We start from the raw sequence: 22,888 nt of genomic DNA, 5'->3' as shown, positions 1-22,888 counted from the left end.
GTCAAAAATTTTTTGATCCTATGAAGAAGAAATTGCTTTCTGTTCTGGCTTTAACGATGATTTTGTGGATGAATGCGCAGAAAAAAGATTCTGTAAAGCTGGAAAAAATTGAAGAGGTTGTCCTTACGGGACAGTATACTCAGCAATCCATTAATAAATCAATTTATAAAGTGGAGGTTATTGATGCGCAGCAGATCAAAAATATGGCGGCAACCAATGTGGCAGATGTTTTAAACCAAAGCTTAAACATCCTGATTACTTCAGACCGCAATTCCGGAAATTCAACGGCGAGTTTACTGGGACTGGGTGGAGAATATACCAAAATCCTGATTGACAATATTCCTGTGGTGGGAGATGTAGGACTGGGAAACAATATAGATCTCACCAAACTCAATATTAATAATGTAGAACGTATAGAAGTGGTAAGAGGTTCAATGGGAGTGGATTACGGAAGCAATGCCGTTGCAGGAGTCATCAATATCATTACCAAAAAAAGCACTCAGAAAAAATTAACGTTAAATGCCTCTGTTCAGGAAGAAACTGTAGGAAAAGAATACAATTGGTACAAAAAAGGAGAGGGAAGACATATCCAAACGCTGAATGCAGGATATAACTTAAATGAAAACTGGTACATCGGAGCCAATATCAATCATAACGATTTTCTGGGATTCAAAGGGACGCAGGAAGGATATAAGTATTTTGAACAGGATGGAAAAAGAGGATATCTGTGGCAGCCGAAAGATGTGCTGAATATCGACGGAGTGATCCGATACAGTAAAAATAAAACGTCCGTTTTCTATAAATTCGGCTTCGTTAATGAACAACTCAATTTCTACAGCCCGATTGTTTCAGAACTTTATTTAGGAGAGGGAAACAGAACTTATACTTCTGCCGACAGAGATTATCTCACGACAAGATACGTCAATCACTTAAATGTTCAGACCAAATTAGGCAGCATCAATTATACAGGTGATTTTTCATATCAGACTCAGGACAGAAAATACAGAGATTTTACCTATGATATTCCGAACAGGAAAGTAATGGGAACGAAAGAAGTTTATCAATCCTATAATAAAGCAGATGTCATCTATTCGCGAGGTGTTTTCAGCAATTTTCTTGATGATAAAAAAATAGATTTCCAGTTGGGTTATGAACTCGATCATACCAAAGGATACGCAGGTTTTATTGCAGGAGATTTTGCAGGAAATAATGTCGACCGAAAAATTTTCAACTACGCCAATTTTATTTCTGCGGAATGGAATCCTACAGACTGGCTTTCATTGAGACCCGGTTACCGTTTGGCGCTGAGTGATAAATTTGATACACAGCACAATTATTCCTTAACGGTAAGAGGTAAAATAGATGATTCCAGTAATATCCGACTCGTTGCAGGAAGCGCGAACCGATTTCCGAATTTTGATGAACTCTACACCTATTTTGTAGACAGCAATCACGACATCAGAGGAAATGAAGATTTAAAACCGGAAGAAGGAATCACGATCTCTTTAAACGGAGACAAAAAATTCACCACCAATTCAGGATGGAATGTTCAGGTAGGAGCGAGCGCAACGTACATGGATCTCAAAAACAGAATAGAAGTTTTGCAGATCAATCAGAGTCCGTTGCAGTACAAATACATCAATATCAACAAATTCAGATCATTACTTTTTGAAGCCAATTTTAAACTTCAGAAAAACCAGTTTAGTCTTGCTGCCAATGCCTCTTATTATGGCATCGGAAAAGAGCTCTTTTCGGGAACTCTGGTTTCTCCAGATGATTTCTTTTATACATTCGAAGGAAAACTGGCTGCAAACTATACCCTCCCAAAAACAGGAACCAATGTTTCGTTGTTTTACAGACACGTCGGGAAACTTCAGATGTTTGTCTTAGACAGTCAGGATATTGCCCATCCTTTTTATTATGTGGGAGAGCGTGGCAACTTTAACATGATGGATTTCGTGGTAAGTCAGCCGTTTTTCAAAAATCATTTTGAACTCAGTGCAGGAATCAAGAACATTTTTGATGTTTCATCCGTAAGAGACACCACCTTTGCAGGAACCGCACACGGAACCACCGATCCGAACTCGAACCTTTTCTACGGCAGAAGCTACTTCACCAGACTTACCTACAACTTTTAAAAAATAATCATTGAAATGAAAAAAATACTGCTTTACCTCTTCATCGGGACATCATTCATCACCCAGTCCTGCATTAATGATAATGAAGATCCCGTTGCCATATCAAAAATTGAAGGTTCCATCGTGAATCCTTCCGTTGGCGGACCTACACAGCCCAATCAGGTCTGGTTTGATCTGGGAACGGATTCTGAAGTGCTGACCAAAAGAACCGATTGGGATCTCGCTTTGTATTCAGGAAGCAATTTTAAAGTCATTCTTAATTCTTCTCTGATGATGGCAGCAGGAAAAATCCCGAATGCTGCGAATATCGATCTGGTCACAGAATCTCAGGTTTCCGGTTTACAGGATCTTGTACAGGTTGCGAATTTTAACCCTTCCAACACCATTTATATTGATGATGTAAAGGGAAATTTTCCTTCAGGTTATACCGCGATTGAAGAAATTAATCCCAATGAATCTGAAAATGCAGTATATCTTCTGAATATGGGGAAAGGAATTTACACAGGAAATGTTCCTGCGGGAAGCGTTACCACAGCCGGAGAAAGCAGAGGATGGATGAAAATTCAGGTTTCAAGAACTTCAAACGGAGGATATAAAATAAAATACGCCCTAATAAACTCAACCTCTCACAAGGAATTAACCATCAATAAAAACTCCGCGTACAACTATAATTTCGTCAGCCTGAAAAATGAAAAAGAACTCTTCATTCAGCCTGAAAAAAAGAAATGGGATCTTTGCTTTTCGGTGTTTACCAATACCATTACAGGAGCAGGAAGTTATGTGTATGCAGACTTTATCACCATCAATAATGTAGGTGGAGCGGGAGCTTATGAAGTAAAAGCTTCAGGAACCACGACCGGTGTTGAAGCCTACAATAATTTTAAAGTTTCGGATATCGATCAGTCGAAATTCATTTATAACGATCAGCGTGTTATCGGAGGAAACTGGCGTGAAGTCGGACCTTCCGGATATCAGGTGAAAGGAGATGTATTTTATGTCATCAAAGATCCGGACGGATATTACTTTAAGCTGAGATTCACCAGACTTACGAGCAGCAGCGGCGAAAGAGGCTATCCGCAGTTCGAATACAAACCCTTGTTCTAAAAATTTTAAATCAAATAAAAAGATATCATGAAAAAATTCATTCTTGCCGCATCTGTATTAATGGCAGTCTATTCATGCAAAAAAGAAGGAACTGTTACTGAAAATAAAACAGAACAAAGCTCTGAAGCTCCAAAATCTGCTCATAAAATCGTAACGCTGAATGGCGGAATTACTGAAATTGTAGCCGCTTTGGGTCACGAAAAAGAAATCGTGGGAACCGACGTGACAAGTACTTTTCCCGAATCTCTTAAATCGACAGCTAAAGATCTGGGACACGTAAGATCAATGACCATCGAGCCTATTATGGCGGTTTATCCCACCTTAATTTTGGCTTCCGATAAAGACATCAATCCTGAACTGATGGGGAAAATTAAATCTTCCGGCATCAAAACAGAAATTTTTAAGCAGGAATTTACCGTTGACGGAACTAAAAGACTGATCGCAGAAGTGGCGAAAGCAGTCGGAAATACAGATTATCAGAAACTGAATGATAAAATTGATGCCGATCTGAAACAGATTCAGCCGATTGCCAAAAAACCGAAAGTCCTGTTCATCTACGCAAGAGGAAATATGCTCATGGTTTCAGGAAAAAATACACCGATGGCTTCTTTAATTGAAATTGCAGGCGGACAAAATGCCGTTAATGATTTTGAAGATTTCAAACCTTTAACGCCGGAAGCGGTTGTAAAGGCAAATCCGGATGTGTTATTCTTCTTCACAAGCGGATTGCAGGGAGCGGGAGGAAACGAAGGCGCGCTAAAAATGCCGGGAGTTTCCCAAACCAATGCCGGAAAAAATAAAAAAATTATTGCCATGGACGGCGGTCTTGTTTCCGGTTTCGGACCAAGATTAGGACAGGCAGCAGTAGAATTAAACCAACTTCTGATTGAAAGCACCAAGTAAATTATCCGTTTACATCATCATAAGCATCGTACTGCTTTGCATCATTGCAGTAGGGTCGCTTAACACCGGAGTTTACGATTTCGGAGGTCAGTCTGCATTCGCTGTTTTACAAAAAATAATGAACGGAGATCAGTCAATCTCAATGAGCGATAAATATGTAGTCTGGGACGTAAGAGCTGCCAGAATTGTGATGGCGATCCTTATCGGAAGTATGTTGGCGGTTTCGGGAACCGGTTTGCAGGGATTGTTCAGAAATCCTCTGGCAACGGGAGATTTAATAGGGCTCACTTCCGGAGCAACCCTGCTTGCAGCCATTACCATCGTTTTGGGAGGATATTTCAGAGAATTTCTTCCTGAAGCGGTACAGTTTTCATTGGTGGGCATTGCTGCTTTTATCGGATCTTTTATTTCCATGCTTCTGGTGTACAGAATTTCAACCAGCGGCGGTAAAACCAATGTCGTGATGATGTTATTATCGGGAGTTGCCATTACAGCGATCGGATTTTCGATTACAGGTTTCCTGATTTACATCTCAAAAGACGACCAATTGAGAGATTTAACGTTCTGGAATTTAGGAAGTTTAGCTGCTGCAACATGGACGAAGAATATTATTTTGGGAATCGTTCTGGTTATTTCGTACACGGTTTTACTGCCAAAAGGCAAAGCGTTGAATGCAATGATGTTAGGCGAAAAAGATGCACAGCATTTGGGAATTAATGTAGAAAGATTAAAAAAGCAGATCATCCTTATTACGGCTTTAATGGTAGGAAGCTGTGTGGCATTTTCAGGAACCATTGGTTTTGTCGGGCTTATCGTTCCGTATATTTTAAGATTTTTGTTTAAATCAGACTATGCTGTTATTTTACCGTTATCAGCGGTGTGCGGAAGCATTTTATTATTAACGGCAGATACTTTCAGCAGAAGTATTGTGGAACCTTCGGAACTTCCGATCGGAATTTTAACCGCTTTAATGGGAGGTCCGGTTTTCATTGCGATTTTAGTTAAATTTAAAAAATCACTGTTATGATAAAAGCGCATCAGATCAGTTATCAGCATAAAACCTTCCATATTCTGGATTCGGTGGACGTTCATCTCGAATATGGCGAATTTCTGGCAATTGTCGGTCCAAACGGAGCAGGAAAATCGAGCCTTCTGAGTATTCTTGCCAATGAAATTAAATCTGAACAGCAGATTGTATTTAAAAACAGGCATATCAACGACTGGAATGTGAAAGAGCTTTCAAAGCACAAAGCCAAATTTTCACAGCACAACAGCAACGATATTCCGCTGGAAGTAAAAGAGGTCGTGATGATGGGACGTTATCCGTATTTCGATGCACAGCCTAAAACAGAAGACCATGAATCGACAAACCGAATGATGAATGAAACGGATATTCTCCATTTAAAAGAAAGAGAATACAACACTTTATCGGGAGGCGAAAAACAGCGCGTTCATCTTTCGAGGGTTTTTGCGCAGCTTCAGAACGAAATTGCTCACAAACTTGTTTTTTTAGATGAACCTTTAAATAATTTAGACATTAAACATCAGTACAAAGCATTGGAAATCATTAAAAATTTTACCAAAAAAGCCAATTCTGCGATTGTTGTTCTTCATGATCTCAATCTTGCCGCACAATATGCCGATAAAGTTTTATTAATGAAATCAGGAAAAGTTGCCGCATACGGAACTCCGGAAGAGGTTTTCACCGCTGAAAATATCCGGGAAGCCTACAATTTTCCGTGTACGATCTGCAATCATCCGGTAACTTCGCACCCAATGATTATTTTTGGATAATATGGATACAGAAAAACTGAAAATATTAGCACAGAATCTCGCCCATCCTCAAGGAGAAAAAGGAATCGAGATCGGCGAAATGATGAATGAAACCAACATCGGAATGACGTTGGAAAGTATACAAACCCTTTTAATAGAAGACAATGAACACATTCTGGAAATCGGTCATGGAAATGCAGGGCATGTCAGAAATATTTTAAACAAAGCCATTGATGTAAAATATACCGGAATTGATATTTCGGAAACCATGCATCATGAAGCCATAAAACTGAATAAAGATTTTGAAAATCAGGCTGAATTTATCCTGTACGAAGGAACAGAACTGCCTTTTGAAGACAAAACATTCGATAAAATATTTACCGTAAACACTGTTTATTTCTGGCAGAAACCAACAGATTTCCTCAATGAAATTTACAGAGTTCTGAAAGACAGCGGAACATTTGTTCTCACTTTCGGACAGCGTAATTTCATGGAAAAACTTCCTTTTACACAGTTCGGTTTTACGTTGTACAATACCGATGAAATGGAGGAAACCGTTTCCAAAAGTTATTTTAAAAGAATGAAAATTTCCGAACGGCAGGAAGAAGTAAAAAGCAAAACCGGACAAGAAACCATCACAAGAAATTACACAATTTTAACCATTAAAAAATAAATAAATGAGCACATTAGTAAACGATCTGAAGGAAAAATGGGAAGCTCTTAAAGCTGAAAATCCGCATCTGAGAATCCGAAATGCCGCAGCAGAACTGGGAGTAAGCGAAGCAGAACTGTTGGCAACCAGCGTAGGAGAAGGCGTAACGGTTCTGAAGCCGGAATTCCAGAATATTTTAGCAGAAGTGGAGCAGTTAGGAAAAGTAATGGCGCTTACACGCAACAAAGAGTGCGTTCACGAAAGAAAAGGAGTGTATCTGAACGGCGATTTCAGCAGTCCTCATGCACAGCTTTTCGTGGGAGAAGATATTGATTTAAGAATTTTCCTGAATCACTGGAAATTAGCTTTCGCAGTGGTGGAAGGAGATAAAAAAAGCCTTCAGTTTTTCGGAAAAGACGGTTTGGCGCTGCATAAAATTTACCTTACCAAAGACAGTAACGAAGCTGCATTCGATGAAATGGCAGAAAAATATAAAGCAGAAGAGCAGAACGGATCTTTCGATTTTGAAAAAGCAGCTCCGAAAGCAGAAGAAAAACCGGACACCGAAATTGATGTAGAAGGCTTCCAGAAAGCATGGACAAATCTTAAAGATACCCACGATTTCTTTATGATGACCAGAAAATTCGGAGTGAGCAGAACGCAGGCGTTGAGATTGGCTCCGGAAGGTTTTGCAAAGAAAATTGAAAGCTCAAAAGTCGTAAACGTACTGGAAGACGCATCGGAAAAAGAACTTCCGATCATGATTTTTGTCGGAAACAGAGGAATTATCCAGATTCATACAGGAAATGTGAAAAAAACACTTTGGCATCAGCAATGGTTCAACGTGATGGATCCCGATTTCAATCTGCATCTGGACGTAACCAAAATTGCGGAAGCATGGATTGTGAAAAAACCCACGGAAGACGGAGAAGTGACCGCCATTGAAGTTTTCAATAAAGAGGGCGATTTTATCGTTCAGTTTTTCGGAAAAAGAAAACCCGGAATCCCGGAATTACAGGAATGGAAAGACCTCGTTGCAGATCTTGAAAAATAAATTGAAATAGTTAGATAGTTTCTTTAAGCCGTTTTGTTTTTTACAGGCGGCTTTTTTTAGTTTAAACACGAATGACACGAGTACTTTTCACGAATGACACAAGGTAACGTTGATTTATTTTAACGCAAGGATCGCTAAGTTTTGTTTTTAGCTTATTGAGGATATTTTTTTGTTCGCAAGGGCACTTCGTTCAGCAAATGATAGAACGAGCCACTCAGCTAAGACATTGCCAAATGCAATCATAAAACGTTCGCTTAATAACTGATGAAATCTGAATAACTTTGCTTACTTTAAAATATTTACCTTAAAATATCTACTTTGCGTTAAAATAAATCAACGTTACCTTGTGTCATTCGTGAAACCATTTGTGTGATTAGTGTTTAAAAAAAGCTTCGCGTTAAAATAAACAATGGATCATTAAAAAATTAAAGTTATATCGTGATATTCGTGAAGCCATTTGTGTTATTCGTGTTTAAAAAAACAACAAGTAATTAAAATTATATCATGATATTTGTAAAGCCATTCGTGTTTAAAAAACAAATTAAAATGAAAAACCTTTTCACTGCCTTTTTTCTTACTGTTTTCTGTTCATTTCAGGCACAGCAATTTAAAGCCTATCATTTTTACGACAAAAAAGGAAAATCAGTAAAGCCTGAAAAACTCATCAGACAACTGGCTGATTACGACGTGGTTTTCTTTGGTGAAAATCATAATAATTCCATCAACCACTGGTTACAGCTTAAAGTGACGGAAGGTTTGTATGCTCAGAAAAACGGACAGCTTATTTTAGGTGCTGAAATGTTCGAAAGAGACAATCAGCCGCAATTGAATCAATATCTCAACGGGAAAATAGACTCGAAAACACTGAAAGATTCCGCAAGACTCTGGAATAATTTCACGACCGATTATAAACCTTTGGTGGATTTTGCCAAAGCAAAAAAGCTGAACTTCATCGCAACCAATATTCCCAGAAAATACGCTTCCCAAACCGCCAAAGAAGGTCTGGAATCTCTGAATAATTTATCTGAAAAAGAAAAATCTTATATCGCACAGCTTCCTATAAAAGTAACATTAGAAACGCCGGGTTACCCTGAAATGAAAGCGATGATGGGCGATCACGCAGACGGAACCAAAGTGATGAATTTTATTTCGGCTCAGGCAACAAAAGATGCGACTATGGCAGAATCTATCCTGAAAAATCTGCAATCCGGGAAAACATTCATTCATTACAACGGAAACTATCACAGCAAGGAATTTGGCGGGATTTACTGGTACATTCAACAAAAAAATCCGAACCTGAAAATGGCGGTCATTTCTGTTTTTGAATCGGATGATCCTGAATTAAAAGTTCCTGAGAAAGACTATATTCCCACCGATTTTAATCTGATCATTCCCAGTGATATGACGAAAACGTATTGAGAAAGAGCCAGGTAAAAAGTGAAAAGTAAAAAGTTATGTTTTATATTTAGACTAAAAGTGTGTGAGAATTTAAACAGATTCTTCCTTCGTCAGAATGACAATGATTCGTTTAAAAGATAATGAGGTCTGCATATTTTTCATTGCTTTTTACCAAAAAATTAATTGGGTTTTAACCCAAAAATACAAAACTTAGTCTGCAATATTTATCTTTGCAAAACATTCAGAAAAATGAAAAAAATATCCCTTCTTTTCATCCTTTTCATCGGTTTGATGAACGCTCAAAAACTGACACCAAGCGAAATTTCCATTATCAATCAGGGAGATAAAAATTCTGCGTTGCCGATTTATCAGACCACAGACGAAAATCAGCACAAAACATTATTAAGCCTTTCCGCAGAAATCGATCCGCTGGATAAACACACGGCAGTTTTGGTCAGCAGAATGAAGGAATCTTTGCTTTCCACCGATGGCGGAGTTGGCATTGCCGCACCACAGGTCGGAATCAACAGAAAAGTAATCTGGGTTCAGCGTTTTGATAAAAAAGGCGAACCGTTGGAATATTTCATCAATCCTGTCATTGTCTGGAGATCAGAATTACAGAATTTAGGTCCCGAAGGCGATTTATCCATTCCCGATTTCAGAGATCAGTTTTATCGAAGCAAAGTCATTCAGCTTGAATATGTCGATTTAAAAGGTCAGAAATATTCAGAAATTGTGGAAGGTTTTACAGCCGTTATTTTCCAGCACGAAATCGATCATCTTTTCGGAATTTTAATTTCAGACAAAAAAGAAAAAGAGAAAAACGATTCTTATCAGAAAGTGGATGCTTTTAAGAAGAGTGATTCCGGGATGAGGTAATTTTACTGATATTATTCAACCTTATAAGTATAATTGTTATGTAAATCGATTTTAAAATTTTTACCATTTAAAATTCCTGAAATTGTTTCTGTATTATCCTCCAGAATTTCTTTTATTCCCAAATCAAATTCTTTGTGATGATTAGGACAAAAAACAATTAAGTTTCCTAAAATACTTTTCCCTCCTTTAAAAACCGGTTTTATATGTGCAACTTCAACATAATTCATGCCTTTTTCGGTAGGAATAGTTGAATTACATTCTGGAAATTGACACTTATAATCAACAAGTTTTTTTAATGATTCTACTATTTTTTTATCTTTTCGTAATATTTTATCAATTTCCTGTACTTTTCTTTCTGGATTAATAAAAAGCATTTTACTGTTTAATTCTCTAATTTCTTTATAAAGAGATATCTTCGGATTAGCTTGAGAAAAAATTTCTTTGTTGTCCTTGATGTATGAAAATAATTTTAGCGAGAAATCATTTTTAGTAATATTTTGAAATCCGATTCCAAAATTCCCGCAAAATTTTTTAAAGCTTATAAAATCAGGAAGATTATTGAGCAAAATTGGTTTTTTTAAATCTTGACCTGTTCCGATAACAATTATTTTGTCTAAATTTTCTTCATAATCTTCGATTTTAAAGCAACTCCATAGGTAATAATTTTTAATTTTATTTTCAGTTTTTCCTACAATTAGAAAACAAATTCCATTAGTTGCTTTTTTAGCTGTCTTCTTTTTGGTATAAATCCAAGAATCATGTTCTTTTATATCATCATTAAGAGTAATTTCTGAGATTAAAGAATTAAAATCTGTCTTTTCAGTTGGAAAACATCTCAGTTTATCAGCATTATGATATTGAATGTAAAAGTTATTCTGGTTCATTAGTTTTTAAATTTTGTTGTTATCTAAATTTACAGAGTTTTTTTGTTATGAAGTCTGTTTAAACTTTTATTTAACCGCAAAAGCAACAAAAGATGAACTAAACTTTTATTTAAAGCTTTGATTATTACTTTGTATTGATTCTTCGAAACAAAATACTGAAGTTTAAAAAGAACTTATCTGCAAAAGATTCTTCATTTCATAATGCTTCGCAAAATTTCATTCTGAATGACAGTTCTGAAACTAAAATTATAAGTTGGTTTAAACTAATTTTAAAATCCTGCAAAGAGAAAAAATCTTTGATTTTTTTAACTTATGTGCTCTTTTTTTTCATTTAAGTAGTAAACTTAAACAACTAAAGTGTTAAAATCTTTTGCATCTTTTGTGGTAAAAAAGCTTAAACAAGTTTATGATCAATATCTTCTGATCTGTACATTCGAAACATTTCTGATCTTAATTTTTCTTCCGGCTTTTTTCAGCAAACCGGTTTCAGGATTTCTTTTAAAAACCGTAACATTATTCGTTGCCGTATTGGCGGTGATTAAAAATTGTCCGCTTGGATCGAGATTAAATGTTCTCGGATGTTTTCCTTTTACAGACTGATAACCAATTGTTTTCAGACTTCCATCGTCCTGAATTGAAAAAATAGCAATATTATTTTCTTTTCCTCTATTGGAAGCGTACAAAAACTTTCCGTCCGGCGAAAGATGAACATCAGAACTTTCAAAATCTTCTTTATAGGTTTCAGGATGAGTAAGAATTCTCTGAAGCGGTTTCAGGTTTCCGTTTTCGTAAGCATAAACACTGACTGCACCGCCCATTTCTTCAATACAGTACGCGAATTTTCCATTCGGATGAAAAGTAAAATGTCTCGGTCCCACTCCTAAAGTTGTTTTTGTAAAAGGAATTTCAGCTTCCTGCAAAGGCATATTTTTTTCATTGTTAAAACGATAGGCGCGAATTTTATCCGCTCCGAGATCAGGCAGAAATAGATAATCAGAATCCGGAGAAAAAACGGTGGAGTGGATGTGCGCACGATCCTGTCTGTCGGGATTTACACTTCCTTCCGAAAACTGTATATTCTGCACAAAAGGCTCAAGAGTTCCGTTTTCTGAAATCGGGTAAACAGAAACGCTTCCTTCCGTATAATTTCCGTTGATGAGCCATTTTCCGTTGGGATGAACCGTAAGATAAACAGGATTTTCACCACCGCTGCTTTGTTTACTGATGAACTGTAAAGTCTTTTTATCAGGATTAAATTCAAAACTGCTTACACTCCCGCCGTTCTTTGTTTTGCTTTCCGTACATGCAAAAAGATATTTTCCGTTCGGTGACAAAGTGAGAAAAGACGGATTTGAAATCCCCGAAACAGAAGTGATTTTTGATAATTTTCCGTTTTGCGTGTTCAATTCATACACATAAATTCCCTCCGTTTCTTTTTCCCAGTTAAAAGAACCGAAAAAAACATACGTATGTTGAGCATACAACTGAAGACAGCTAAAAATTGTAATGAATAAGGTGAAAAGCTTTTTCAAATGATGATGGTTTTTAAAGAAATTCTGTTTAAACTTTTTTACCGAAAAAGATGCAAAAGATTGTAACACTTTAGTAGTTTAAGTTTAATACTCAAATGGGAAAAAGATAACATAAGTTTAAAAAAATCAAAGATTTTTTCTCTTTGCAGACTTTTGAAATACCTTAAATACATCCAATAAAGTCTTTTGTGTAACTTTTGCGGTTAAATTTAAAACGAGTTTACAACAAACATATAAACGTTTTTCGGATGAAACAAATTTCTGTTTAAAGTTTCTTATCCTGCTAAACAAAAAAATCTGCTTCCAAAGAAACAGATTCTGATATTTATACCGTAAAACGCTGAATTAGTTATTCGTAACTGAAAGTTTTACTTCGATATTATTTCTTGTCGCATTAGAGTACGGACAGATTTGGTGCGCTTTTTCTGTTAAAGCCTGTGCTTCCTCAATAGAAACTTCAGGAATATTCACATCAAGCTGAACCGCCAATCCGAAACCGCCGTTTTCCAACTGTCCGATGCTTACTTCCGCCGTTACAGTAGTTTCTCCGGTTTTTGCTTTAGACAAAGAAATTACTCGGTTCAGTGCGCTGTCGAAACATGCAGAATATCCTGCCGCGAAAAGCATTTCAGGGTTGGTGAAATCGTCATTGGCTCCGCCTAAAGCTTTAGGCATTTTTACGTCCAGATCAAGAACTCCGTTTTCGCTTTTTACGTGTCCGTTTCTTCCTCCTGTTGCGGTTACTTTTGTTGTATACAAAGTTTTCATTTATTTTTCTATCTTAGTTAATATTTTTTGAACATTTTCTTTCAGAGCTTTCCAGTCTTCTGGCGATGCTCCGATTTTCTGAAATAATTTTTCCGGAATTCCGCAGGCTTTTTCCTGTAAATTTCTACCGGATTCTGTGATGAAAACTTCCACCACACGTTCATCTTCTTTTTTCCTTTTTCTTTCGATAAATCCTTTATTTTCAAGTCTTTTAAGAAGCGGTGTAAGCGTTCCGCTGTCCAGATAGAGCTTTTCGCCGATGCTGTTCACCGGAAGTCCGTCATGTTCCCAAAGCACCATCATCACAAGATATTGCGGATAAGTAATATCCAGCTCATCGAGAAAAGGACGGTAAAGCCCTGTAATTTCCTTGGCAATAACATATAAAGGAAAGCAGAGCTGGTTTTCTAATTTTAAAAATTCGGGATTTTCCATGATTTCTGAAAAATGAAGAGGTTTTTATTTAATTATCCGTTATTAATCATAGAGCTTTTTAACGCAAAGAATCGCTAAGATTTTTTATGTATCAACCGTTTTTAAGTTCGCAAAGCTACTTCGAAAGGCTCAGTATAAACTTTTCACTTAGCAAAAAACTCAAAGGTTCTTCAATGACGATAAATTACGGACAATTATGATTTTATTTTTTGATGATGAATTCTTCCATTGGGATTCTTACTTTTTTCATGTGCGACAGCCAGTCGTTTTTCTCGTCTCTGTATCCTAAATACAATAAACTCACACTTTTTAAGCCTAAATCTCCCAAGCCTAAAATTTCGTCCACCACTTCATTGCTGAAACCTTCTGCGGGAGTGCTGTCTACTTTAAGTTCCGCAGCCTGAGCCATGGCAAGTCCTAAAGCAATATACGTTTGTCTTGCAGTATGCGCGAAATGTTCTTCAGGAGTCTGCGCACCATAGATTTCTTTAATTTTATCGGTGTAGCTTGAAAATCTTCCTCTCGGCAAATCTCTTACATCGGTGTGATGATCGTATACTTTATCGATTTTCTCATCGGAATAGCTCTCCCATGCCGCGAAAACCAAAACATGAGAAGAATCTCTCATTACTTCAGGATTCAACGCACCCTGAATCATTTTTTCTTTTAATTCCTGATTTTCCACTACGATCACACGGAAAGGCTGTAATCCGGAAGAAGTAGGAGCAAGTCTTGCGGCCTCTAAAATTTTATTTAAATCTTCTTCTGATACTTTTTTTGTTGGATCGTATGCTTTTACAGCGTGTCTCCAGTTTAAATCTTCTATTAATGACATTTTATTAATTTTTTAATTTGAATACTATGATGCAAAAATATTGCCAAATTAAATTGTGTGCAATTTAATTTTGTTAAATTTAATTTAAAATTTTTAAAACCTTCTTAAAACATCGCAGGAATCGGATTTTTTCTGAAGATTGAACTTTCCATTTTTGCTGAAGAATTTTAAACCAAAAACAATGCAGAGATTTAAAAACAAAACCGCTCTGATCACAGGCGGAACCAATGGAATGGGATTCGCAACAGCACAACAGTTTATAGAAGAAGGCGGAAAGGCAATCATCACCGGAAGAAGTGAAGAAAATGTAAAAAATGCCGTAAAAAAGCTAGGCGAAAATGCTTTCGGAATAGTTTCGGATGCCGGAAAAATAAGCGACCTGATGAATCTTAGAAATGAAGTTGAAAAATTAACGGAACATATCGATCTGGTATTTGCAAATGCAGGATACGGAAGATTTGCTTCGATTGAAAATGTGGATGAACATCATTTTGATGAGCTTTTCAATATGTTGGTAAAAGGAAGTTTTTTTACTGTTCAGCAGATGCTTCCTTTAATGAAAAAGGGGAGTGCGGTTGTGTTTAATACTTCTTTTGTCACAGAATTCGGGATGTCCAATTTTTCGGTGTATTCTGCGGCAAAAGCGGCAGTACAAAGTTTCATTAAGACTTTTGCTTCTGAGCTTACGAACAAGGGAATCCGCGTAAACGGAATCAGTCCGGGACATATCAAAACCAATATTTTTAATAATACGGGTTTAAATTCAGAACAGATTGATGAAGCCGTAAAGCATATTATTCCTACCATTCCTTTTAAAAGACGGGGAGAATCTTCGGAAATTGCAAAAGCGGTACTTTTTCTTGCTTCCGATGAAGCATCTTACATTCACGGAGCCGAACTGAGGATTGATGCCGGAATATCTGTAATTAAATGATAATGTGATGAAAAGATTATTTTACGTCTTTGATCTGTCTGATAATATTGGTTTTATTTTCAATGCCAATATCATATTTTTTGTTTGTCTTAAGACTTAAAGTTGCCTTTTCGATAAGATGGGTATAATCCTGAGATTTTTTTGAAAGATAGAAAACCTGCGCGCTGATTCCTATGGAAACACGGGCAAATTCCTGCGGTCGATCCGGATCATCTGTAATATCACTAATCACCGAATTGTTGTACCATGTAAGGTTTTGTGAACTCTGATTGCCGGAGCAGGAAATGACCATCGGTATTATGAAGAGAATATAGGTTAAGATTTTCATGAAAATAAATTTAAAAAAGCTCCTGCAAAATAACAAATAATTGCAGGAGCTATATAAAAGATTTGTTAGAATCCGCAGCTTGCTACACTTGGAGCCGGAACTGGAGAGCATCCGGACAATGTAGAAAATGTTGTCAGTACGCAATTCGTGTTTATATAATTGTTGTCATAAAGCAGCGAACCGGATGGACTTCTGTAATATACATTTCCTGCCGTATTGGCGTAAGAAGAAGCAGAGGCGGAACCACAGCTTGTATTTACGCACGCATTTCTCCATGTAACATCGGTTACCGGTCCGGAGGTGAAAAGGGAAGGATCTATAATTCTTTTTTCCACCACACCGGAAGCATTTTTAAAGCTTACTAAAATAGCTACGTGATATCCCCACGAAACACAGCACGTTCCTGTAGAAGCTTTCAGGTTTCCGTAAACAAATTGTTTTTCGCAGTCATAACCTGCATTCAGAAGGATCTGTCTCATTTTATGAGCTCTTGCATAACATCCGTCCACCGCATATCTGAACGTGATACATGGTGAAGAAGCTGTAGAAGTTCCGCAGGACTGATTTTTTATCTGTGTGAAAAGATTGTTCAGGGTCGCCTGATTCGGAATTACGCTTACTGCTTTGCTGGTTTCGCTTTGAGTTTCTTTGGTGAAGATAGATTTGAAGTAAGTAACATCTTCATCTGTAGCTTTTTCTACTTTGGCAATTTCGTTGGAATTTTTTTTCAGGAAAACATGAACCGGAGTTTCATTTTCGACCGCTGATTGAATCATCGAGATGAAGGCTTCATTTTCTTTACTGTCTTTAATTTCATAGAACTGCGCAGAAATGATGAAGGAAACTTTCAGTACATTGCCTTCTTTTTGAATCCCTACCGGAATAGTACTGCCAAAGTCTCTCATGGCATTTTCATTGTTTTCTTTTACAACAAGATTCGGATCCTGATTGGCACTGGAATCTGAACAGGCATTGGAGGAAACTACCATCACAAATGCCATTGCGGATAGCAGAAATTTTTTCATAGTTTTAATTTTTGTGGTTAATGAGGTGCAGTTTATTCTTAATAGTTCACTGCATTGTGATTTTAAAAGTAATAAAAAATTGAATATAAAATTCAAAATTTTTAAGAAATTTTATCATGCATTCAGATTACCGATGAATACTGAAAAAATTAAATCGGGCGAAAGTATTTAATGTGAGTATGATGAAATTAATAGGGCATAAATTGATCATGTTTTATCACTCTTACCGAACTTCAGTCTGATGAGAATATTACAATCAAGGTTAGGTTGGGCAAAATTGATAATAAGTTTCGGCTGAAATCTTTCTGCTTTTCTATTTAACCTGAGTTCGGGATAAGTCTTCTTAACCGCAATGATAAACAAAGAGATTCAATTATCAGGAATTCAGTTTTTAAGATATACAAAGGCGTAAAACTTATTAGAGTAATACCATTTTTGTCTTTTTTAAATAAACGAAGTGCCTTTGTTTAGCTTACCAACTTTCAATAAGTAAAAAAATCTTTTGTTTTCCTTTGCGATAAATTAATATAATTCTATAAATCAATTATTTAAATTTATTTCTTATCCCGAACTCAGGTTATTTAAGTTGTTTATAGTAAAAGTCTTTGCTTCTTTAGGAGCAGAATCTGTTTAGAAATAAGAATCAGTTCATCAATCAATCCGTAGGATTGATATCTGTAATTCTCAATGAATTTTCTAAAGATAGCGTTCCTACGGAACGCCGAACGTACGTCTAATATTGATTTTTTAATTAAAAATCCCTGCACATCGCAATATGCAGGGAGATGTTATTTAGTAAAAATTACTTAGCAATAAGTTCCGCTTCGAAAACCTCCGTAAAATGCTTTCTTATTTTAGCCTTAATATCTTCCATTTCTTCAGGAGTGAGTTCTCTTTCCAGTTCTCTTTTTAAGGAAGTTACCTGTTTGTCTTTAATGCCGCACGGAATGATGTATTCAAAATAACGCATATCCGTATTTACATTTAAGGCAAATCCGTGTAAAGTTACCCAGCGGGAAGCTTTTACGCCCATTGCACAGATCTTTCTCGCGTAAGGTTTTCCCACATCCAGCCAGACTCCGGTTTCTCCGGGAGAACGTTCGCCTTTCAATCCGTATTCGGCAATAGTTCTGATGATGACTTCTTCCAGATTTCTCATGTATTTATGAATATCCGTGAAGAAATTTTCAAGGTCTAAAATAGGATAGCCTACAATCTGTCCGTAACCGTGATACGTAATATCTCCGCCGCGGTTTACCTTTACGAAAGTGGCATCGATTTCTTTCAGTTTATCAATTCCGGCAAGCATATTTTCTTCATGTCCGCTTTTTCCCAGCGTATATACATGAGGATGTTCTACAAGAAGAAAATGATTGGGCGTTTCGCTGTGCTGTTCCGCAGGAAGATCGCGGTTTTTAATTTTCAGATCTATGATGTTTTTCATCAGAGATTCCTGATAATCCCACGCCGACTGATATTCCCGCGTTCCTAAGTCTTCAAATTCTACTACTTTATTCTGAATTGTATTCATATCATTTTTTGAATACACAAATTTAGTGATTTTTAGGCTTTAATGGAATGAATGAAATATATAGCTTTGGTCTTCCAGTCTCTATTTTGAAGTAAAATGTTGACGAAAGCGGTTCCGATGATTCCGCCATCCGCTTTTTCGGTTACATTTTCGAAGTCTTCTTTTGATTTGATTCCAAAACCGATAATCACCGGATTTTTCAAAGGAAGTGAAGCTAATCTTGAAAGATATTCCTCGTTTTTGAGAACAGCCTGATCGTTTCCGGTGGTTGATGAGGAACTTACCGCATACAAAAATCCTGAGCTTAAGGAATCGAGGTATAAAATTCTTTCGTCCGAAGTTTCGGGAGTCACCAGAAAGGTGAAATTCAGATGGTATTTTGCTAAAACTTTCTGATAATTTTTCTCAAATTCGATGGGAGGGAGATCGGGAATAATTAATCCTGAAACTCCGCTTTCCGAACATGCTGCACAGAATTCTTCAAATCCGAAACGCAGCACGGGATTGATGTAGCCCATTAAAATTAAAGGAACTTTTATTTCGTTTTTAATGGATTTCAATTGCGAGAACAGTTTTTCGATGGTCATTCCGTTTTTCAGGGCTAATTCATGAGCCTGCTGAATAACGGGACCGTCTGCAACAGGATCTGAATAAGGCATCCCGATTTCGATCATCTCTGCGCCGGAATCCTGAATTAATTGTATGATTTCAGCAGTATTTTCCAGTTCGGGAATTCCTGCGGTGAAGTATATATTTAGTTTTTTCATTTAAAAATGCTTTTTAATGGTGTCATTTTGTAAAGATCTGCTTAAATGGTTTTTTAGTTTAGCCGCAAAAGGTGCAAAAGATTTATTCTTATATTTAATATTAAGGATTTAAGCTAATTAAACTTCTTATAATTAAGAGGTTAAGGAATCAATACATTGATTTTGATTAAGCTTTTTAAGCTAAATCGACTTAATTCCTTAATGGTAAAAATAATCTTTAAAATTAAACAGTCTCTAATAAAAATCGAAGATTTTTTTATTGATAAACACTAATCATTTAGTTTATCTTTTTGTGACTTTTATGGTTAAATAAAGTGTAAGTTCATCAGTTCTTCGTAATGACAAAAATTATTTTTGATGTTGACGATGCGATCCGGCTTGAACGGAGCTCTTTTTGTGCAGCAAAGCGGAACAAAAAAGCGGGAGTGGAAGACGGAAATTATCGCCCGAATTATTTTACAAATGTTTCAGATAGGTTTCCATGTCTTTATCTCCGCGACCGCTGAGACAAATAACAACGATATCGTCTTCGTTAAATTTCTTTTTGTCGAAAACCGCGAGCGCGTGAGAACTTTCCAGAGCGGGAATAATGCCTTCGAGTTTGGTGAGTTCGAACGCTGATTTCAAGGCTTCATCGTCGTTGATACTGAAAAATTCTGCTCTTTGTTCTCTGAACAAATTTGCGTGAAAAGGTCCTATTCCGGGATAATCCAGTCCTGCGGAAATGGAGTGAGGTTCGATAACCTGTCCGTCATTGGTCTGCATCACAAGGCTTTTGCTTCCGTGAAGAATGCCTAAAGTTCCCAGAAAAGTTGTCGCTGCAGATTTTCCGGATTCTACACCGAAACCTCCTGCTTCAGCAGCAATAATTTTCACGTCTTTTTCGTTTACAAAATGGTAAAAAGCACCTGCTGCATTGCTTCCGCCGCCAACGCAGGCAATAATATAATCAGGATTTTCTCTTCCGGTCTGTTCCAGAAGCTGTTCTTCTATCTCTTTTGAAATCACACTCTGAAATCTCGCCACAAGATCCGGAAAAGGATGCGGACCGACCACACTTCCGATCACGTAATGAGTGGTCACGGGATTGTTGATCCAGTCTCTTAAGGCTTCATTTACAGCGTCTTTCAGTGTTTTGGAACCTGAAGTTGCAGGAACGACTTTTGCGCCGAGCATTTTCATTCTTGCGACATTGGGAGCCTGTCTCTGGATATCGACTTCACCCATGTAAACAATGCATTCCAGTCCTAAAAGCGCGCAGGCTGTAGCGGTGGCAACGCCGTGCTGTCCGGCTCCGGTTTCGGCAATGATTCTGTTTTTACCGAGACGTTTTGCCAACAAAACCTGTCCTAAAGCGTTATTGATTTTATGCGCTCCGGTGTGGTTGAGATCTTCTCTTTTTAAATAGATTTTGGTATTGTATTTCCGGCTTAAATTTTTCGCAAAATACAATGGTGTTGCACGTCCTACGTAATTTTTTAACAAATCCTGATATTCATGTTGAAAATCTTCAGATTCAATAATGTCAAGATAGTTTTTTTGCAGTTCCTCTACATTCGGGTAGAGCATTTCCGGGATGAAAGCGCCTCCGAATTCTCCATAATATCCGTGTTCGTCGGGGTTTCTATAATTCATTTTGTAATGTATTTATTAATGAAAGGTTATAATCAAACTGCTGTCTGCTGATCTGTCTGTTCTGATGCAGCAAATGCAGTTTTGCAGTTAAATCTATTAAAATATCTAAATCTAATTTCGAGTTGTACATGGTAATCGCAATTTCAAGATTATCAATGAGATAATAAGAATCGAATTTCTCATACAGGCAGAAAATTTTACAGTAAACGATTCCGAAATCATAATTTACACTGGCTTTTACTTTGCTGTCGAGCAATTTATCGGCAATCACCACCAAATGATAGCTGTCCCAGAAATGAATGGTTTTAAAGAAATATCCGACATCTTCTTTGTGAAAATTTTTAATGATTTCGATGAAATCACTTAATAATCCTCCGATGTACCAATATTCTGTATTACTGTCATTTTCAGAGACAAAATCATGCAGTCTTTCTACTTTTTCATTTTCAAATTTTTGAGAAAACAGGACTCTGTGAACGGATTTTCCGATCTCTTCAAGATTTAATTTCTTAAATTTTAAAAGCTTCAGTTTTCTCGAATAATATTTTTTCAATGTTTTTTGTTTTTTTATTGTAAGCTTGTTTAAACTTTTTTACCACAAAAGATTTAAACACTTTAGTTGTTTAAGTTTACTACTTAAATGGAAAAAAGAGCACATAAGTTTAAAAAAATCAAAGATTTTTTTTCTTTGCAGACTTTTGAAATACTTTAAATAAATCCAAAAAAGTCTTTTGTCTTTTGCGGTTAATTTTAAAATGAGTTTAAACAAATTTTGTGTTTTAATTTATAATCAGATCAGTTTTTCTTTAAATATTTTTATTTGGCTGATGTTTTTAACTCCGGGTTCTGTTTCAAACCTGGAATTGATGTCCAGAGCAAACGGTTTTTGTTTTAAAATACTTATATTTTCTATATTTTCTTCTGAAATTCCGCCACTTAAAAAATAGGGAAGGGGAATTTCAATATTGTTTAACAAATTCCAGTCGAAGGTCTTTCCTGTTCCTCCAAATGATTTTGAATCGGTGTCGAAAAGAATATAATCGCTTGTCGACAGATATTGATTGATTGTTTTCTGAAGTTCATCAGAGTTTTGGTTTCCGATTCGGATCACTTTGATGATTCTTATTTCAGGATTTAATTTTTTTCTTAATTCTGTAATAAAATTTTCATCTTCATCGCCGTGAAGCTGTATGAAATTCAGTTTTGCTTTTTCTGCTGTTTCAACTATTTTTTCTAAGTTTTCATTTACGAAAACGCCGACTTTCCCTGAATGTTCAATTGCTGAAATCTGTTCCGGATTCAAATGTTTCAAAACATACCTGAGCGATTTTTCATAAAAGATAAAACCAAGAAAGTCTGTCTGTAAAGATATTAACTTCTGAATCTGATCAGATTGGGTTAATCCACAAACTTTTAGCTTCGGAGCATTTTTATTCGTCAATAGACTGTTGTCTGTAAAATTCATACCAGATTTTTAAATTCCTGTATTCGAAATAAATTCAGCTAATTTTTTTCCGGGATCTTCATGTTTCATAAAATATTCACCCATCAGAAATCCGTCGAAACCTTCATTTTTTAAGTATCTGAAATCTTTTTCGTTGTAAATTCCGCTTTCGGCAACAGACAGAATTTCTTTCGGAAGCTGATTTTTCAAAATAACCGAATGTTGCAGATCTACTTTGAAATCTTTTAAATTTCTGTTGTTAATTCCCACAAGATCAATGTTTTTATGAATATGTTTCAGCTCTTCTTCGGTATGGATTTCCAGTAAAACTTCCAATCCCAACTCATGAGAAAGTTCTGTAAATTCTGAAACCAGTTGTGGTGAAAGACAGGCTGCAATCAATAAAATAACATCTGCACCGATGCTTTTGGCTTCATAAAACTGATATTCATCGATCATGAAATCTTTTCGCAGAATCGGAATATTTACAGAATTTCTTACATTCAGAATATCCTCAGAACTTCCTCCGAAAAAATCCCGATCCGTTAAAACAGAAATTCCGCTTGCTCCAAATTTTTCATATGCAGAAACCACTTCTAAAGGTGAAACTGTATCATTAATAATTCCTTTGGAGGGTGATTGTCTTTTGAATTCGGCAATGATTCCGCTTCTCTTTTTTAAGCTTTCTTTCAGCGAAAAATTTTCTCTTCCGAAAAATTCAGATTCCTTCAATGCTGAGACTGAAGTATTCGATTTTGAGAAGGAAACCTCTTCTTTTTTTCTTTGTATGATTTTATCTAAAATATTCATCTTTCTTTTTAATTTACTATCCATTGTCATTTCGAACGTAATGAAATGAAGTGAGAAAT

23 protein-coding genes are annotated in these 22,888 nt (G+C 36.4%); 10 read left to right on the top strand and 13 right to left on the bottom strand.

Translation table 11 applies throughout. The features are described from left to right. Positions 1-20 precede the first annotated feature (20 nt). From WFH39_RS11355 to WFH39_RS11315, 9 genes are all read left to right on the top strand, one after another. Positions 21-2,138: a TonB-dependent receptor plug domain-containing protein gene (locus WFH39_RS11355; protein ID WP_336689983.1), complete on the top strand. Its 2,118-nt coding sequence runs from the start codon at positions 21-23 to the stop codon at positions 2,136-2,138. 15 nt (positions 2,139-2,153) lie between these two features. Continuing rightward, entirely contained in the window at positions 2,154-3,242 is a 1,089-nt protein-coding gene (locus WFH39_RS11350) for an HmuY family protein (protein WP_336689982.1), read from the top strand. Positions 3,243-3,269: 27 nt separating this feature from the next. Continuing rightward, a complete protein-coding gene (locus WFH39_RS11345) occupies positions 3,270-4,145 on the top strand; it encodes a heme/hemin ABC transporter substrate-binding protein (RefSeq protein WP_336689981.1) in 876 nt (291 codons plus the stop codon). Further along, entirely contained in the window at positions 4,129-5,172 is a 1,044-nt protein-coding gene (locus tag WFH39_RS11340) for a FecCD family ABC transporter permease (RefSeq protein ID WP_336689980.1), read from the top strand. Before WFH39_RS11345 ends, WFH39_RS11340 begins: the two co-directional genes overlap by 17 nt. After that, complete coding sequence (locus tag WFH39_RS11335) at positions 5,169-5,939, top strand: heme ABC transporter ATP-binding protein (protein ID WP_108410348.1); 771 nt, start codon at positions 5,169-5,171, stop codon at positions 5,937-5,939. Before WFH39_RS11340 ends, WFH39_RS11335 begins: the two co-directional genes overlap by 4 nt. 1 nt (position 5,940) lies before the next feature. Further along, entirely contained in the window at positions 5,941-6,591 is a 651-nt protein-coding gene (locus WFH39_RS11330) for a class I SAM-dependent methyltransferase (RefSeq protein ID WP_336689979.1), read from the top strand. A 4-nt stretch (positions 6,592-6,595) separates the two neighbouring features. Next, a complete protein-coding gene (locus WFH39_RS11325; RefSeq protein WP_336689978.1) occupies positions 6,596-7,624 on the top strand; it encodes a hemin-degrading factor in 1,029 nt (342 codons plus the stop codon). A gap of 546 nt (positions 7,625-8,170) precedes the next feature. Continuing rightward, positions 8,171-9,043, top strand: a complete 873-nt coding sequence (locus WFH39_RS11320) for a ChaN family lipoprotein (RefSeq protein WP_336689977.1) — start codon at positions 8,171-8,173, stop codon at positions 9,041-9,043. Positions 9,044-9,271: 228 nt separating this feature from the next. After that, positions 9,272-9,901, top strand: coding sequence for a peptide deformylase (locus WFH39_RS11315; protein WP_336689976.1), 630 nt, complete (start codon positions 9,272-9,274; stop codon positions 9,899-9,901). A gap of 11 nt (positions 9,902-9,912) precedes the next feature. Here the strand turns inward: WFH39_RS11315 and WFH39_RS11310 are convergent, their stop codons facing one another. The 5 genes from WFH39_RS11310 to WFH39_RS11290 all read right to left on the bottom strand — a co-directional run bounded on the left by WFH39_RS11310 (position 9,913) and on the right by WFH39_RS11290 (position 14,355). After that, the gene (locus WFH39_RS11310) at positions 9,913-10,785 is read right to left on the bottom strand and encodes a hypothetical protein (protein ID WP_336689975.1); all 873 of its coding nucleotides are present in this window, start codon (positions 10,783-10,785) and stop codon (positions 9,913-9,915) included. 410 nt (positions 10,786-11,195) lie between these two features. Next, positions 11,196-12,317: a lactonase family protein gene (locus WFH39_RS11305; RefSeq protein ID WP_336689974.1), complete on the bottom strand. Its 1,122-nt coding sequence runs from the start codon at positions 12,315-12,317 to the stop codon at positions 11,196-11,198. 345 nt (positions 12,318-12,662) lie between these two features. Then, entirely contained in the window at positions 12,663-13,085 is a 423-nt protein-coding gene (locus tag WFH39_RS11300) for an organic hydroperoxide resistance protein (RefSeq protein WP_116097987.1), read from the bottom strand. Next, positions 13,086-13,520, bottom strand: a complete 435-nt coding sequence (locus WFH39_RS11295) for a MarR family winged helix-turn-helix transcriptional regulator (protein WP_076393251.1) — start codon at positions 13,518-13,520, stop codon at positions 13,086-13,088. Positions 13,521-13,722: 202 nt separating this feature from the next. Continuing rightward, positions 13,723-14,355, bottom strand: coding sequence for an NAD(P)H-dependent oxidoreductase (locus tag WFH39_RS11290; RefSeq protein WP_336689973.1), 633 nt, complete (start codon positions 14,353-14,355; stop codon positions 13,723-13,725). Positions 14,356-14,536: 181 nt separating this feature from the next. Between WFH39_RS11290 and WFH39_RS11285 the strand changes: the two genes are divergently transcribed. Next, positions 14,537-15,289: an SDR family oxidoreductase gene (locus tag WFH39_RS11285; protein WP_336689972.1), complete on the top strand. Its 753-nt coding sequence runs from the start codon at positions 14,537-14,539 to the stop codon at positions 15,287-15,289. Positions 15,290-15,305: 16 nt separating this feature from the next. On the opposite strand, the gene WFH39_RS11280 is transcribed toward WFH39_RS11285, so the two are convergent. The 8 genes from WFH39_RS11280 to trpC all read right to left on the bottom strand — a co-directional run bounded on the left by WFH39_RS11280 (position 15,306) and on the right by trpC (position 22,829). Next, positions 15,306-15,617 carry a hypothetical protein gene (locus tag WFH39_RS11280; protein WP_336689971.1) on the bottom strand — a complete coding sequence of 104 codons (312 nt, stop codon included), beginning with the start codon at positions 15,615-15,617 and terminating at the stop codon, positions 15,306-15,308. A gap of 65 nt (positions 15,618-15,682) precedes the next feature. Beyond that, the gene (locus tag WFH39_RS11275) at positions 15,683-16,642 is read right to left on the bottom strand and encodes a protein-glutamine glutaminase (RefSeq protein WP_336689970.1); all 960 of its coding nucleotides are present in this window, start codon (positions 16,640-16,642) and stop codon (positions 15,683-15,685) included. Positions 16,643-17,444: 802 nt separating this feature from the next. Further along, the gene (gene lipB / locus WFH39_RS11270; protein WP_271246817.1) at positions 17,445-18,173 is read right to left on the bottom strand and encodes a lipoyl(octanoyl) transferase LipB; all 729 of its coding nucleotides are present in this window, start codon (positions 18,171-18,173) and stop codon (positions 17,445-17,447) included. A 32-nt stretch (positions 18,174-18,205) separates the two neighbouring features. Beyond that, positions 18,206-18,940 (bottom strand): tryptophan synthase subunit alpha, encoded by a 735-nt coding sequence (trpA, locus tag WFH39_RS11265; RefSeq protein ID WP_336689969.1) that lies wholly within the window; start codon positions 18,938-18,940, stop codon positions 18,206-18,208. Between the two features lie 456 nt (positions 18,941-19,396). Continuing rightward, positions 19,397-20,575 carry a tryptophan synthase subunit beta gene (gene trpB, locus WFH39_RS11260; RefSeq protein WP_336689968.1) on the bottom strand — a complete coding sequence of 393 codons (1,179 nt, stop codon included), beginning with the start codon at positions 20,573-20,575 and terminating at the stop codon, positions 19,397-19,399. Then, complete coding sequence (locus WFH39_RS11255) at positions 20,565-21,128, bottom strand: hypothetical protein (protein ID WP_336689967.1); 564 nt, start codon at positions 21,126-21,128, stop codon at positions 20,565-20,567. Before WFH39_RS11255 ends, trpB begins: the two co-directional genes overlap by 11 nt. 237 nt (positions 21,129-21,365) lie before the next feature. Continuing rightward, positions 21,366-22,040 carry a phosphoribosylanthranilate isomerase gene (locus tag WFH39_RS11250; RefSeq protein WP_336689966.1) on the bottom strand — a complete coding sequence of 225 codons (675 nt, stop codon included), beginning with the start codon at positions 22,038-22,040 and terminating at the stop codon, positions 21,366-21,368. A gap of 9 nt (positions 22,041-22,049) precedes the next feature. Further along, on the bottom strand, positions 22,050-22,829 hold the full coding sequence (gene trpC / locus WFH39_RS11245; RefSeq protein WP_336690074.1) for an indole-3-glycerol phosphate synthase TrpC: 780 nt from the start codon (positions 22,827-22,829) through the stop codon (positions 22,050-22,052). Positions 22,830-22,888: the final 59 nt, after the last annotated feature.

It is taken from the genome of Chryseobacterium sp. MMO-72 (genome assembly GCF_037146035.1).
GTDB classification, from domain to species: domain Bacteria; phylum Bacteroidota; class Bacteroidia; order Flavobacteriales; family Weeksellaceae; genus Chryseobacterium; species Chryseobacterium indicum.
This window is presented reverse-complemented; position numbering and strand designations above follow the sequence as displayed.

What these genes read in the sequence shown, in the direction of transcription:
- WFH39_RS11355 (WP_336689983.1), top strand. Translation starts at nt 21, where the DNA reads ATGAAGAAGAAATTGCTTTCTGTTCTGGCTTTAACGATGATTTTGTGG.
- WFH39_RS11350 (WP_336689982.1), top strand. Translation starts at nt 2,154, where the DNA reads ATGAAAAAAATACTGCTTTACCTCTTCATCGGGACATCATTCATCACC.
- WFH39_RS11345 (WP_336689981.1), top strand. Translation starts at nt 3,270, where the DNA reads ATGAAAAAATTCATTCTTGCCGCATCTGTATTAATGGCAGTCTATTCA.
- WFH39_RS11335 (WP_108410348.1), top strand. Translation starts at nt 5,169, where the DNA reads ATGATAAAAGCGCATCAGATCAGTTATCAGCATAAAACCTTCCATATT.
- WFH39_RS11330 (WP_336689979.1), top strand. Translation starts at nt 5,941, where the DNA reads ATGGATACAGAAAAACTGAAAATATTAGCACAGAATCTCGCCCATCCT.
- WFH39_RS11325 (WP_336689978.1), top strand. Translation starts at nt 6,596, where the DNA reads ATGAGCACATTAGTAAACGATCTGAAGGAAAAATGGGAAGCTCTTAAA.
- WFH39_RS11320 (WP_336689977.1), top strand. Translation starts at nt 8,171, where the DNA reads ATGAAAAACCTTTTCACTGCCTTTTTTCTTACTGTTTTCTGTTCATTT.
- WFH39_RS11315 (WP_336689976.1), top strand. Translation starts at nt 9,272, where the DNA reads ATGAAAAAAATATCCCTTCTTTTCATCCTTTTCATCGGTTTGATGAAC.
- WFH39_RS11310 (WP_336689975.1), bottom strand. Translation starts at nt 10,785, where the DNA reads ATGAACCAGAATAACTTTTACATTCAATATCATAATGCTGATAAACTG.
- WFH39_RS11300 (WP_116097987.1), bottom strand. Translation starts at nt 13,085, where the DNA reads ATGAAAACTTTGTATACAACAAAAGTAACCGCAACAGGAGGAAGAAAC.
- WFH39_RS11295 (WP_076393251.1), bottom strand. Translation starts at nt 13,520, where the DNA reads ATGGAAAATCCCGAATTTTTAAAATTAGAAAACCAGCTCTGCTTTCCT.
- WFH39_RS11290 (WP_336689973.1), bottom strand. Translation starts at nt 14,355, where the DNA reads ATGTCATTAATAGAAGATTTAAACTGGAGACACGCTGTAAAAGCATAC.
- WFH39_RS11285 (WP_336689972.1), top strand. Translation starts at nt 14,537, where the DNA reads ATGCAGAGATTTAAAAACAAAACCGCTCTGATCACAGGCGGAACCAAT.
- WFH39_RS11280 (WP_336689971.1), bottom strand. Translation starts at nt 15,617, where the DNA reads ATGAAAATCTTAACCTATATTCTCTTCATAATACCGATGGTCATTTCC.
- WFH39_RS11275 (WP_336689970.1), bottom strand. Translation starts at nt 16,642, where the DNA reads ATGAAAAAATTTCTGCTATCCGCAATGGCATTTGTGATGGTAGTTTCC.
- lipB (WP_271246817.1), bottom strand. Translation starts at nt 18,173, where the DNA reads ATGAATACAATTCAGAATAAAGTAGTAGAATTTGAAGACTTAGGAACG.
- trpA (WP_336689969.1), bottom strand. Translation starts at nt 18,940, where the DNA reads ATGAAAAAACTAAATATATACTTCACCGCAGGAATTCCCGAACTGGAA.
- trpB (WP_336689968.1), bottom strand. Translation starts at nt 20,575, where the DNA reads ATGAATTATAGAAACCCCGACGAACACGGATATTATGGAGAATTCGGA.
- WFH39_RS11250 (WP_336689966.1), bottom strand. Translation starts at nt 22,040, where the DNA reads ATGAATTTTACAGACAACAGTCTATTGACGAATAAAAATGCTCCGAAG.
- trpC (WP_336690074.1), bottom strand. Translation starts at nt 22,829, where the DNA reads ATGAATATTTTAGATAAAATCATACAAAGAAAAAAAGAAGAGGTTTCC.